Below are 13,313 nucleotides of genomic sequence, written 5' to 3'. Positions count from 1 at the left end.
CAGTACACGGCAAAGGCGTCGAGAACAACAGCCAATATTCTCGTTGTGAGGTACTTTGGGTAAAATTCACTGGGATATTGAATGTATTTAAAAGCTCTCCAATAAACTTTGCGAAATACTTTTATCTTTAATACATTTTATTGGACTACCAAATGATTATTGTTTCAATAAATTGTTCAATATGGTTTTGAAACCTAGTTCAGAAGGACGAGGGGCATTTGCATCTATTAATTCACCCTTTTTGTCAAAAAGTACATATCTAGGTATAGTTTTTATCTTAAAGTCTTTTATCAGTTTTGAGTTATCGGCATCCATCAATAAATAGTTATGTGTTTTTTGGTCAATTCCTTCTTGTTTCGAAGCCTTTTCCCATAACACCATACTCTTATCAATGGAAATGGAAAAAATAGCAAATTTGGCTGTGTCGATTTCTTGTCCTAACGATTTGATAGCTGGCATCTCCATTCGGCACGGAGCACACCAGCTTGCCCAAAAATCTACGAGAATTACTTTCCCTTCTTCTTTTTTTAGGATATTGTTAAAGTTGAAAGTGTTTTTATTTTTTGAGGCAAGAAGTTTTCCCGTGCTATTTTTCAATATTGCGTTGTTCTTTTTATCTGATTCCTCTTCGGCCAGCAATTTGCTGTATTTGTTCATGTATTTTGAAGAATTAGGGATATCTACTCTAAATTTATCTAAATAGCCATTGAACAATGGACGTTCAGAAGCATATATTCTGGTCAGTAGTCTATCTAATATGGCACTTTTAAATTCAGGCTTTAATAATGTGTCTTTGGTCCTTATCACGTCATATAACTCTGAGCTTTTAGCATATTTTTTTCTATTAAAGAAATACTTATAGTTTAGCGCTCCTAGTATGGAATTATGTAAAAAATCGTTTTCGACATAGGTGACATTTTGAAGGGAAGTTAGTAGGGAATCAACATTTATCGTGGTTTTTTCAACAAATGCCTTACCTAAATGACTGCTGGCTTTTAGTACATTTGCCTCCATTATTTTTTCTGACCGAAAATCCTTTGATAGTAGGTTTCGTTTATATAGGCTATCAACAGTAAAAACAATGTTTTTACATACATCGTCTAATGTTGCTGGGTTTTTCCATTGTTTCATCCTTGAAGTCATTTCGTACCGACTAAAAGTTTTTGCCGTTGGTGTTTTTAAGCTGACATAGTAGTCAAAATTAAGCTCATAAAGGTTAATATCTCTGTTAGTTAAAGAATAATAGGGGTATCTTATAGGTTCTTTATTGGTATATGATTCCTTGAGGTTTATTTGTACGGTATCCCCTTTCATAAACGCTCCGCTGGCAACATATATGTGCGTCTTCACAATGCCTATATCCAATGTACTGTCTGTAGGTACAATCAACATGTTGTTTTTGTGTTTGCTCCCCATGACCATTATATCAGGCATAACTTGATGTGAGCTTGTTCTTATATTCATGAATAGGGATTCAATGGAATCTTTTAAAATAAGAACAACTTCATTTTTGGGTTCTTTAAAAATTGTTGAAACAATTGCCTTCTCTTGTTTCTTGATGGAAATGTCTTTATCCTTACAACTCAAAAATATGGTTAGAAATGCAACTAAAAGGATAAAAAACCTCATGAGATTGAAAATATGTTATATCATTAAAGTTACATTTTTTCTATGGCATTTATGATATAAGACAATATTTGGATGCAGGGAACACTATCTTTAACATTGTTAACTGATATACGTCCAAATATTTTTATGTTTTGCCAATTGTGCATAGGTATGGCGAATGACTAAATTTTCGGGGTTTTGTAAAGCAGGGTCAGCCTTTAATATTTGAAGCGCATGATATCGTGCCGTTTGCAAAATATCATTGTCCTTTACAATATCGGCGATTTTTAAATTTAGCACCCCGCTTTGCTGTGTTCCCATTAAATCGCCCGGTCCCCGAAGCTTTAGATCGACATCTGCGATTTCAAAACCATCACCTGTTCGTACCATAGTCTCCAATCTTGTTTTGGCATCCGATGATAATTTATGTCCGGTCATTAAAATGCAATAACTCTGCTCTGCACCACGACCGACCCGTCCGCGTAATTGGTGCAGTTGCGATAACCCGAACCGCTCGGCACTTTCGATGATCATAACCGATGCATTCGGTACATTGACCCCCACTTCGATGACCGTTGTTGCTACCATAATCTGCGTTTCTCCCTTTACGAAACGGTCCATTTCATAATCTTTATCCGCCGGTTTCATTTGACCATGCACGATAGAAATCTGATAATTAGGTTGGGGAAAATCACGGACGATGCTTTCGTAGCCATCCATTAAATCTTTGTAATCCAAAGCTTCCGATTCTTGGATCAAGGGGTAGACCACATAAATTTGCCTTCCTTTTTTAATTTCATCCCTAATAAACCGGAAAACCTTTAACCGATTCGAGTCAAAACGATGCACGGTCTTAATCGACTTTCTACCGGGAGGAAGCTCATCAATAACCGAAATATCCAAATCGCCATAGAGGCTCATGGCCAAGGTACGCGGTATGGGAGTGGCGGTCATGATCAAGATATGTGGCGGAATATCATTTTTATGCCACAATTTTGAACGCTGTGCAACCCCGAAACGATGCTGCTCATCAACAACGGCCAACCCAAGGTTTTTGTATTGCACCTTGTCTTCCAAAAGGGCATGGGTACCCACAAGAACGTGTAATTCACCATTTTCTAACTCTTCGTGAATTAGCTTGCGCGCCGACTTTTTTACGGAACCGGTCAAGAGTGCACAGTTCACGTTCATTCCTTCGAGGAGTTCTTTGATGCCATTGAAATGTTGGTTCGCCAAAATCTCGGTAGGAGCCATCAGACACGCTTGAAAACCATTGCCAATAGCCAAAAGCATGGTCATCAATGCAACAATAGTTTTACCCGAACCTACATCGCCTTGAAGCAATCGGTTCATTTGCGCATTACTTCCTAAGTCGGCACGTATTTCTTTAATAACCCGTTTTTGTGCCCCGGTAAGATCAAAGGGCAATCGGTTGCTGTAAAAGTCATTGAAGGGTTCCCCGATTTGGTCAAAGTTAAACCCCTTTATCTTTTGTTTGTGCGATAGATTTTTAGAAACCAGTTGCAACTGTATATAAAATAGCTCTTCAAATTTTAAACGGAACTGTGCCTTGGCAAGTAATTCTTGATTTTTCGGGAAATGGATATTGAAGAGCGCTGCGCTTTTTGAAATTAATTTAAGTTCATGCAAGAGACTTGGCGATAGGGTTTCTGTGAACTGCCCTTTGGTTTCCATAAACAATTGCTGCATGAGTTTGTTGGTCACCCGGTTGGTAATGCCTTTGGCGGCCAATTTTTCAGTAGACGGGTAAATGGGTTGCATGGCAATTTTCAAGCCTTTTTCATGAGTAGCCAGCAATTCCATTTCAGGGTGTGGCATTGAAAACTTACCGCTATACCAATTGCATTTTCCAAAGATGACATAGGGTGTATTCAATTTCAGGTTTTCACGAATCCATTTTTGCCCCCGAAACCAAACGAGCTCCATTTCTCCTGAATCATCTGCAAAAGTGGCCACTAGACGTTTCCCCTTTTTCTGTTCTATGGTTTTGATATGAATAATTTTGCCTACCAGTTGAACCTCGGCATTACTTCGCTGCAGTTCCCGTATTTTATAGTAATGGGTCTTATCAAGATAACGGTTCGGAAATAAGTTTATGAGATCTTGATAGGTGCCGATACCTAATTCCGATTGCAGCGTTTCTGCCCTGTTTGGGCCAACGCCTTTGAGATAGGCAATGGGGGTTTGAAGGTAATTGGCGTTCATGCGACTAAAATAGCGGTTACCCCATACAACTGCAACAAACTAAAATGCTAAATTTGAACAACAAACCATTTAATTTATAAATGAAATATTTTTATAGCAGTTGTTTCTTCCTAATTACCGTATTGCTTTTTAGTCAACAACAACCTAAGGTAGACTTCTTATATGCCAAGGTTTCAATTTCACCCCTTCCCCAAAAAAAACAGATCAAAGGCCAGGTTACTTATGAGTTTGATGTAGTAGATGCAGTGGATTCCGTTTTTCTGGATGCTAAAAATATGCACTTTCAAGCGGCGCGGCTCAATGGTAAAAAGGCGGACTTTTCTTATGATGATAAAACGATAACCATAAAAAAATCCTTTAAAAAAGGAAAATCTTATCGATTGATGCTTGATTATACCGTCAACCCAAAACAAACCGTGTATTTTTTGGGTTGGGATGACACCATTTCCGGAAATGAGCAGATCTGGACGCAAGGTCAAGGCAAGTATACCAGCTATTGGTTGCCTAGTTTTGATGATATGAATGAAAAAGTAGTGTTTGACATGAACATCAATTTTAATGCGAACTACGAAGTAATCGCCAATGGAAAACTCGTTTATACCGAAAAGAAACCCCTCAAAGATGCCATGCGGGTATGGTCTTATGACATGGTGGAACCTATGAGCAGTTATTTGCTAGCCTTTGCGATCGGCAGTTATTCAAAGCAAGAACTAACAGCTGCCAGTGGTATACCGATTGCAAATTATTATTATCCAAATGATAGTGCAAAGGTCGAACCGACCTATAGATACACCAAACGTATTTTTGATTTTTTAGAAACCGAAATAGGAGTACCTTATCCGTGGCAGAATTACAAGCAGATTCCGGTAAGGGATTTTTTGTACTCAGGGATGGAAAACACTGGTGCAACTATTTTTTCCGATGGCTTCGTTATTGATTCTACTGCATTTATTGATAAAAATTACATCAATGTTAATGCCCATGAATTGGCACATCAATGGTTTGGCGATTTGGTGACTGAAGTTGACGGCCATAGTCATTGGTTACATGAAGGTTTTGCTACTTATTATGCCTATTTGGCCGCAAAGGAAATTTTTGGCGATGAATATTTCTATTGGAAGTTATATGAAACGTTACTTGAGTTAAAGGCCTTGGCCGATAGGGGAGAAGCCCAAAGTCTTAACGACCCGAAAGCCGGCAGTCTTATTTTTTATGAAAAAGGAGCTTGGGCCCTATTTATGTTACGTTCCCAAATTGGGGATTCCGCATTTAAAAAAGGAATACAACGCTATTTAAACAAGTACAAATTTAAGAATGTGACGATTGCCAATTTTCTTGAAGAGATGGAAGCGGCTAGCGGTGAAGATTTATCAGGCTTTACGGATGATTGGATAAAAAACACTGGGATAGCTTCAGAAGCGGCAAAAAGGCGCTTAGCGCATGCCTCTTCTGCTTTGAGCCTGCTTTTTGAAATGGAAAAAGACCTCAAAGGTGCAGCGGACAAGGGGTTTGATTTTTTAGACTATTGGAATCGCTTTGATTCCAATGAATTCAAAATATTTGTAGTGAAGAACTACCCGAATATACTTCCTGATGAAATCGTAAATGAGGTACTAAACTCAGAAAACATCCTTTTAAAAAAGGCCTTGGTAACTACGGTACCCGATATTTCGATTTATCCAAAAGAAAAGATGGAAGCCCTGCTCCATAAAAAAAGTTACCATATCGTAGAGAGCGCCCTGGGAAAATTATGGATGGCTTACCCTGATGACCAAAAAAGATATTTAGATGCTACCAAAGGAATTACCGGGTTACCCAATAAAAATGTACGGTTGTTATGGTTGACCTTGGCAATATTGACCAATGATTATGAAGGTCGTAACACCCAGTTGTATTTTGATGAATTGAGTAGTTATACGAGTCCTGAATATTCATTTGAAATACGAAGGGGGGCGTTTGAATATCTTAAGCAAGCTTTTGGTTTTACTGAAACCAACCTTTTAGATTTAATTCAAGCATCGACACATCATTCATGGCGCTTCAAGAAATTTGCGCGAGACCTATTAGATGAATTATTAAAGGATAAAGTGTATAAAGACCGCATTATGGCTTTGAGCGGGAAACTAAACCCTGAAGAAAAGCGTTATATTGAAACCAAATTAAAATAGTATGAGAGCATTGGTCATTTCGGGTGGTGGAAGTAAAGGGGCTTTTGCAGGCGGCGTTGCGCAATACCTTATTCAAGAACTCAACCATAAATATGACATTTTTTTAGGAACCTCTACAGGAAGTTTGTTGATTTCACACTTGGCTCTCGGCAAGATTGAAAAAATAAAAGAGGTATACACTTCTGTAAATCAGCATAGTATTTTTAGTAATTGTCCGTTTGTCATTCAAAAAAAGCACGGGGTCGACAATATTGCAATCAACCATTGGAATGTGTTTAAAAACTTTTATCACGGTAGCAAGACTTTTGGGGAGAGCCATAACCTGCTAAAACTAATTAAAAAAACGCTTACGGTCGAAGAGTTCGAAACGCTAAAATCAAGCCATAAAGATATTGCCGCTGCGGTTTCGAATTTATCACTGAATCAAGTGGAGTATAAATCGATAAATGATTTCACATATGAAGAGTTCTGCGAATGGATATGGATTTCGTGTAATTACACCCCATTTATGTCATTGGTAAAAAAGAATGGTTGTGAATATGCAGATGGTGGGTTGGGTACGATGGTACCTATTGAAGAGGCTATAAAAAGAGGTGCGACAGAGGTAGATGCCATAATTCTGCAGACCGAAACCACACTTTTTAATCGCATGCCTTCGAAAAACGCCTTTTCATTGCTCACAACGATGTTCAGTTACATGTTAGATAGAATCGAACACCAAAATATTCGCATTGGAAAATACGTGGCAAAACATAATAAGGCCATTATTAATTTTTATTATACCCCAGCGGTATTAACCACAAATTCGTTGATTTTCAATAAGGAAAAAATGACGGCTTGGTGGGAAAGTGGCTATAATTTCGCAAAATACAAGAATACGGAATTAAATCAAATCGAACCGGAAATCTGAGCTTTTTTAAAGTTCAGATAGGTGCCAAATTATTTAGTAGTGGGTGTAGAACAGGAGCATTCGTTTAGATAATTACCAAAGCTCCCCAATTTCTTTCTTTACAAAAGATAGTGCCGTGGCCGAAGGCGAAGATTTGTCCATAGTTTCGGTCAAAACATCTTCTCTTAGTTTATCTGCCGAATCGGTTTCGCTCAACCCTGCCTTGCGAATCATTTGTATCGTGGCACTTTTGGCAGCTTTGATAACGTTCCAACATTCATCTGATAAATAAATCTGTTGTGAAAGGTTATGCTCGAATTCATTTTCTATTGTTTTGATCAGCAATTGTTCATAGGCACCCTTGTCAGCAGACTTTGGGGCAACGCGAACAACAAGACTTGGTATTGCTATTCGCTCTAAAAATAAAGCCATACGCTCATACGCCTGAAGGCGAATGGGTAATGTGTTTTTTTGTGAATCTTTATGTAGAAGAAATCGTCGTCGTCCTTCTTCATTGTTAGTGTGCAATCTGAAAAAATAGAAAGCAATAACTCCAGTGACTACGGCCGGTATTGTATAAGCGAATAATTGAAAAATTCCTTCTCCTGTCATTTTTTGATGGTTTGATTATTGATTTAGAACGACTCATTTTTCAAAAAAGTATTCAATTTTGAAGAATCAAATTAAAATGATATTAACATTCACTACGTCAAAGTGTTAACAAAGTGAAAGCGATAAAAAAACGAAGGCCCTATTAAACCAAATTTTAGCGGTGTTGAAACCTAGCTCCAAAGCATATCTTTTTTTCCTACTTTTAGAATCGAAATACAACAAACCTCTAATATAACCACCAATGTATACCGTTTTTAAATTCCCTACACTTCTGTTGTTTTGTCTACCAATTTTAGTTTTTAATTCTTGCGAAGAAGAAAAAAAAGATGCTGAAATTGATTATGCTGCCTTTTCCGAACAAGAAAAACGAAAACCCGAAAATGCCCTGGCTTCAATGGATATTGCTGAAGGACTGCAAATGGAATTATTTGCATCGGAACCTATGGTGACCAACCCTACGAATATGGCCATTGATGCCAAAGGACGAATTTGGGTCTGCGAGGGGCGAAATTACCGACTTTTTGCAAATCCTAATAATACCTATGACGATAAGGGAGACCGCATTTTGATTATAGAAGACACCGATGGCGATGGTGTAGCCGACAGTTCAAAAGTTTTTTATCAGGGTCAAGATATTAATTCTGCTTTGGGTATTGCCGTTCTGGGCAATAAAATAATTGTTTCCGTCAGCCCAAATGTATTCGTTTTTACCGACGAGGATGGTGATGATATACCCGATTCAAAAGAAATCCTTTTTACAGGAATAGAGGGGGTCGACCACGATCATGGTGTACATGCCTTTGTATTCGGACCAGATGGTAAACTCTATTTTAATTTTGGAAATAACGGAGGCCAGCTCAAAGACAAGAATGGAAATATCGTTAACGATATTCATGGAAGAGCCATTACTAACGAAGGTAAGCCATTTAGGGAAGGCATGGCATTTCGTACCAATTGGGACGGTTCTAGGGTGGAGGTTTTAGGAGATAATTTCAGAAATCCGTTTGAACTGACCATTGATTCCTATGGAGGTTTATGGCAATCGGACAATGATGACGATGGAAATCGAGGGGTACGGATCAACTTTTTGATGGAGCATGGCAATTATGGTTATAAAAATGCATTGACGGGGCAAAGCTGGCGCGAACGAAGAACGGGTTGGAATGTTGAAATTCCAAAGCGGCATTGGCACTTGAACGATCCGGGAACTGTTCCTAATCTGTTACAGACGGGCTCGGGGTCGCCTTGCGGGATAATCATATATGAAGGCGACCTCCTTCCTGAAAAATATCAAAACCAATTGATTCATGCCGAACCGGGGCATAACGTGGTACGTAGTTATTTTGTTTCGGAAAAAGGCGCGGGTTATGAGGCAAAAATTCAGAACATGGTGAAAAGCCAAGATGATTGGTTTCGACCTGATGATGTGACTGTTGCTCCCGATGGATCGCTTTTTATTTCTGATTGGTATGATGGAGGAGTAGGGGGGCATAAGGCAGAAGACATTTCAAGAGGAAGAATATATCATTTATCCACTAAAGAGGGCTATCAGCCTGAGAAATTTGATTTTAGTACAGGTGAAGGGGCTGCAGTGGGATTACTGTCGGATAATATGGATGTCTTTTACCAATCGTGGCAAAAAATTCATGCCATGGGGCAAAGCAGCGAGCCGATTTTAAAAGAATTAATGGCCAAAGGCGGTACTGCCAAAGCACGCGCTTTATGGTTGGGGGCGAATATACCGGCAAAAGCTTCGGTGTATATTGAAATGGCATTAGCTGATGATGATATAAAATTTAGAGTTCAAGGTATACGGATGGCGAAATTTGCGGCCGAAGGCACTTCACTGGAAACCTATCTTGAAAAGATGGTAAACGACCCCTCTCCGCAAGTGCGTCGGGAAGTAGCCCTTGCCCTTGCCTTTTTGGGAACCCCCAAGGCTGCCGAGCTTTGGTCAGTTTTGGCGCAACAACATGAAGCTGGTGATCGCTGGTATTTGGAAGCCTTAGGGATAGCGGCAGATCAATATCCCGATCTTTATTTTGGAGCATGGAAGAAAAAAATGGGTAACGATTGGATGGATGCCGGTGGTAAAGATATCGTTTGGCGGGTTAGGGCTTCTGAATCAGTCCCCATGTTGGCAGAGATAATCAAAAACGGAAATGTTCCCGATGAAAGGTTACCTTCTTATTTTAGGGCATTCAGTTTTAAAGAACATCCTAAAAAGAATGCCTTGCTCATGAATTTTCTAACGATGGATCATCCGGCGGGTGCGCAATTGAAGGCATTGGCGGTAGGACAGTTGGATGGGGATTTTGTAATCAATTCCAAAAAGAATATCCAAACTGTCAAAAGCGTCCTTCCGCAAATCGAAGGAACACCGGAATGGCTGATGACTATTAAAAATCTAAAACTTTATGATCAAAACCAAGCTTTGTTCAAGGTCCTTTTAAAAAGTAGCGTAGCTGGGGAACTTCGAAAGGAAGCGGCGGGCGTGCTCTTTGATTTTGGTGGTAAACCATTGGTGCAAGCCTATCTTGAATCAGAGGCACCAGAGTCTAACAAGATGCAAATACTCGGGTTGCTAGGAAGTATTAAAAATACCGATGCGGTCGATGTGTTGACCGAAAGTCTTTTTAGTCAAAAGCTCTCGCTTCCCCTAAAGCGTAACATTGTAGAGGGTCTTGGGAATACCAGTGATGGCCAACATAAACTATATGATTTTCTTAAAGAGAATAAGCTGGATAGCGCTTATAGAAAAACGGCGGTCTTAAAATTAATGGGCAGCCGAGATAGCCTTATTCGACATAGTGCACCCAGCTTTCTAAAGAACGATTCGGTTGGCAATCTCAATATCGATGTCTTGGTCGAGCGTACGGGCAATTCGGATAAAGGAAAGGAAGTTTACAATATGTATTGTAGTGCTTGTCACGTTGCCGATGGTAATGGAGTAGAATTCGGCCCAACACTTTCTGATATTGGAAGCAAGTTGTCGAAGAACTTTTTGTATTCCAATATCGTCGACCCAAGTGCAGGTATTAGTTTCGGATATGAGGGTTATACCGTTAAAATGAAGGATGGGAAAACATATACCGGCTATATACTGAGCAGAACGGAAGATGAGCTTACTTTAAAAATGATGGGTGGTACCCAAGTGGCCGTTGAATTAACGGATATAGATGCATTAACGGCTATGGATAAATCGTTAATGACAGAAGGACTTCATAAGATAATGAACGAGGAAGAATTGGTCGATTTGGTGGAGTATTTAACTACCCTAATAACCAAAGGATAATTCAAAGAAAAAAGTAATAATTACATAGGAACATCCCTTGAATTCTAAAAAGAAGACAAGGGATGTTATTCTTTTTAATTATTCTTCATATTCTCACGAACCGTCAAATAGAATTTTTCAAATTGCGGATGTAATCGAAAATTTATTCCTTCGGTAAAATTTCCGTCTTTGCCGATTGCGGTGATTCTTTCGGGAGCAATGGAAAATTGCTTTTGTAAAATACCGCCTAATGCCGCCGCTTGTTTCAAAGCTAGATCAAGTTCACCTGTCATGCTGAGTCCCTCTACCGTAATACCAATATTGGGGTTGATCGATAAAATATTCGCTATTTTCCCCAAAACGTCGTTGGCTGCTTCAGATACATCCGCTTTGGCACCATCACCAAAAAGGGTTGTAAGTTTTTCAGAAATTACCACGGCACCTTGATTGACCGAAATTTTGGCATTCTCACCCAAGGTTTGCTTGGCATTGGTCAATATCACGATGGCAGTAGAATCGTTACTGGCAATCTCGTCTTTGATAATTTTTAATTGGGCTTCCTTTTCCTTAAGACTCTCAAGCGTATTGCCAATACTTGCTGATCTTTTGTTCGAAGCTTCAGTAAACATTTTTAAATTTTGCAAGAGTAAAGCATTGGCATCGCGTAATTCTGAAAGTTGTGATTCGGCCGCTTCCATACGGGCGAGACTAGATTTTTCGCTTCTTTGTGTATTGATTAATTCATTTTGAATGGAATCACGGTAAGTTTTAATACTTTCAATTTCAGCTATGAGGTCGCTTTTGCGCTGCGCATGCATACAAAGAGGAACAGCCAAAAGAATAAAAAGAATGGTTTTTTTCATAGGGAACGGATTTTATAATAGAATTTTTAATTTAATTTTTGACAAAACTAACATTTTCATCAACAACGTTGGTCGAATCTATGTGTTGTTTTCCACCTAGATATTGACAATCACTTAGTTTTTGCATACCCTCAAAAGGTACTTTCACCTTGTTATAGCCATAAGTAGAGGCCAAAGATTTGTTCAGGTCATTATCATCGACATTGACTTGAATGTCGTCCATGGTGTATTGACAAGGATGTTCATATCCTGAAGCATGTGTGATTTCTAAAAATTCTTTTCTAAAAGTTTGGAAGTATTGGGCAAGCCGATCCGACTTTATAGGAACGTTGATTCCGTTTTGCAACCACTTGCTTTGAGTGGCCACGCCTGACGGACATCGGTTGGTGTGGCATACCTGGGCTTGAATGCATCCGATGCTCATCATCGCCTCACGGGCGACATTGATACAATCGGCGCCCATGGCAAAGGCCATGGCGGCTTTCGCCGGAAACCCTAGCTTACCACTTCCTATAAACACTATTCTTTGCGTCAGTTCCCTTTTTTGAAAAACCTTGTAAAGACTTGAAAAACCATAGACCCAAGGAAGGGAAACATGATCGGCGAATGAAGGGGGAGCCGCTCCCGTACCGCCTTCTCCACCATCAACGGTAATAAAATCAGGACCCTTGTTCGACTTAACCATCAGGTCTGCCAGTTGTTCCCACTGGTCTAACTTACCAATAGCTCCTTTAATGCCGACAGGAAGCCCTGTGGCCTCTGCAATTGCCTCAATAAGTAGTAATAATTCTTCAATGCTGTTAAAAGCAGAATGTGTGGCGGGGGAAAGCACGTCTTTTCCTAACGGAACCCCCCGTATTTCAGCTATTTCATGAGTGATTTTAGCGGCAGGCAATACGCCTCCCTTACCCGGTTTTGCTCCTTGTGACAATTTGATTTCTATGGCTTTTATGCAAGGGTTTTTTTCAGTGAGATTTTTTAGTTTATCGAGCGAAAAACTACCATCGGCCGCACGTACGCCAAAATATCCGGTTCCGAAATGGAAAATAACATCACCTCCTTGTTTATGATAAGGAGAAAGCCCTCCTTCTCCTGTGTTATGGTAGGCACTTGATTTTTTCACGCCTTTATTCAAAGCTTCGACCGCAGCTGCCGATAATGAACCAAAACTCATGGCCGACACATTAATCACCGATGCCGGTCTAAATGGTTTTCTACGTTGATTATACCCCCCCATAACCTTCGCACAGGGTAAAAATGTCTTATCCTTGGCATTCGGATGGTCTTTCTGTACGTTATAGGCCATCATCTGGTTCTTGACAAAAATATGCTGATGGGCATAAATATCCCTATCCGTTCCAAATCCTTCGTAATTATTCTCTTTCTTGGCAGAGGCATAAATCCAGCTGCGTTCAATACGGTTGAAAGGAAGCTCTTCTCGATTATTGGCTACGAAATATTGTCGCATTTCCGGACCGATACTTTCTAATGCATATCGTAGGTGTCCAACAATTGGGAAGTTATGTGAAATGGTATGCCTACGCTGTACAAAGATATCGCGAATTGCGATGAGAACTAATACGACAAGTACCCAAGCCCACCACGGAATATTTTTAAAAAAATCTAATAAGTGTTCCATAAAATCTAAATTACAACGCCCCCAAAACCTATGA

At 39.6% G+C, this 13,313-nt stretch carries 8 protein-coding genes; 3 read left to right on the top strand and 5 right to left on the bottom strand.

Features of this window, described 5'->3' with window-relative positions; translation table 11 throughout:
- Positions 1–156 precede the first annotated feature (156 nt).
- Both AACZ88_RS01230 and recG read right to left on the bottom strand, forming a co-directional pair.
- The gene (locus tag AACZ88_RS01230; RefSeq protein WP_339705005.1) at positions 157–1,464 is read right to left on the bottom strand and encodes a TlpA disulfide reductase family protein; all 1,308 of its coding nucleotides are present in this window, start codon (positions 1,462–1,464) and stop codon (positions 157–159) included.
- A 264-nt stretch (positions 1,465–1,728) separates the two neighbouring features.
- A complete protein-coding gene (gene recG / locus AACZ88_RS01225) occupies positions 1,729–3,834 on the bottom strand; it encodes an ATP-dependent DNA helicase RecG (protein ID WP_339705003.1) in 2,106 nt (701 codons plus the stop codon).
- Positions 3,835–3,914: 80 nt separating this feature from the next.
- On the opposite strand from recG, the gene AACZ88_RS01220 reads away from it, so the two are divergent.
- A complete protein-coding gene (locus AACZ88_RS01220) occupies positions 3,915–6,002 on the top strand; it encodes a M1 family metallopeptidase (RefSeq protein WP_339705000.1) in 2,088 nt (695 codons plus the stop codon).
- A 1-nt stretch (position 6,003) separates the two neighbouring features.
- Positions 6,004–6,912: a patatin-like phospholipase family protein gene (locus tag AACZ88_RS01215; protein ID WP_339704997.1), complete on the top strand. Its 909-nt coding sequence runs from the start codon at positions 6,004–6,006 to the stop codon at positions 6,910–6,912.
- Positions 6,913–6,984: 72 nt separating this feature from the next.
- Here AACZ88_RS01215 and AACZ88_RS01210 read toward each other — a convergent pair whose 3' ends face one another.
- Positions 6,985–7,503, bottom strand: coding sequence for a hypothetical protein (locus tag AACZ88_RS01210; RefSeq protein ID WP_339704994.1), 519 nt, complete (start codon positions 7,501–7,503; stop codon positions 6,985–6,987).
- A gap of 241 nt (positions 7,504–7,744) precedes the next feature.
- Between AACZ88_RS01210 and AACZ88_RS01205 the strand changes: the two genes are divergently transcribed.
- Positions 7,745–10,798, top strand: coding sequence for a PVC-type heme-binding CxxCH protein (locus AACZ88_RS01205; RefSeq protein WP_339704991.1), 3,054 nt, complete (start codon positions 7,745–7,747; stop codon positions 10,796–10,798).
- A gap of 74 nt (positions 10,799–10,872) precedes the next feature.
- On the opposite strand, the gene AACZ88_RS01200 is transcribed toward AACZ88_RS01205, so the two are convergent.
- The gene (locus AACZ88_RS01200) at positions 10,873–11,640 is read right to left on the bottom strand and encodes a hypothetical protein (RefSeq protein WP_339704988.1); all 768 of its coding nucleotides are present in this window, start codon (positions 11,638–11,640) and stop codon (positions 10,873–10,875) included.
- 31 nt (positions 11,641–11,671) lie between these two features.
- Positions 11,672–13,279 (bottom strand): FMN-binding glutamate synthase family protein, encoded by a 1,608-nt coding sequence (locus AACZ88_RS01195; RefSeq protein WP_339704985.1) that lies wholly within the window; start codon positions 13,277–13,279, stop codon positions 11,672–11,674.
- Positions 13,280–13,313: the final 34 nt, after the last annotated feature.

This window comes from uncultured Kriegella sp. (assembly GCF_963975415.1).
In the GTDB taxonomy this organism is placed as follows: domain Bacteria; phylum Bacteroidota; class Bacteroidia; order Flavobacteriales; family Flavobacteriaceae; genus Kriegella.
Note: the sequence above shows the minus strand (reverse complement) of the source record. Positions and strands in the feature narration are given on the sequence as shown.

Coding starts and splice junctions, on each gene's coding strand:
- AACZ88_RS01230 (WP_339705005.1), bottom strand. CDS start 1,464: ATGAATATAAGAACAAGCTCACATCAAGTTATGCCTGATATAATGGTC.
- recG (WP_339705003.1), bottom strand. CDS start 3,834: ATGAACGCCAATTACCTTCAAACCCCCATTGCCTATCTCAAAGGCGTT.
- AACZ88_RS01220 (WP_339705000.1), top strand. CDS start 3,915: ATGAAATATTTTTATAGCAGTTGTTTCTTCCTAATTACCGTATTGCTT.
- AACZ88_RS01215 (WP_339704997.1), top strand. CDS start 6,004: ATGAGAGCATTGGTCATTTCGGGTGGTGGAAGTAAAGGGGCTTTTGCA.
- AACZ88_RS01210 (WP_339704994.1), bottom strand. CDS start 7,503: ATGACAGGAGAAGGAATTTTTCAATTATTCGCTTATACAATACCGGCC.
- AACZ88_RS01205 (WP_339704991.1), top strand. CDS start 7,745: ATGTATACCGTTTTTAAATTCCCTACACTTCTGTTGTTTTGTCTACCA.
- AACZ88_RS01200 (WP_339704988.1), bottom strand. CDS start 11,640: ATGAAAAAAACCATTCTTTTTATTCTTTTGGCTGTTCCTCTTTGTATG.
- AACZ88_RS01195 (WP_339704985.1), bottom strand. CDS start 13,279: ATGGAACACTTATTAGATTTTTTTAAAAATATTCCGTGGTGGGCTTGG.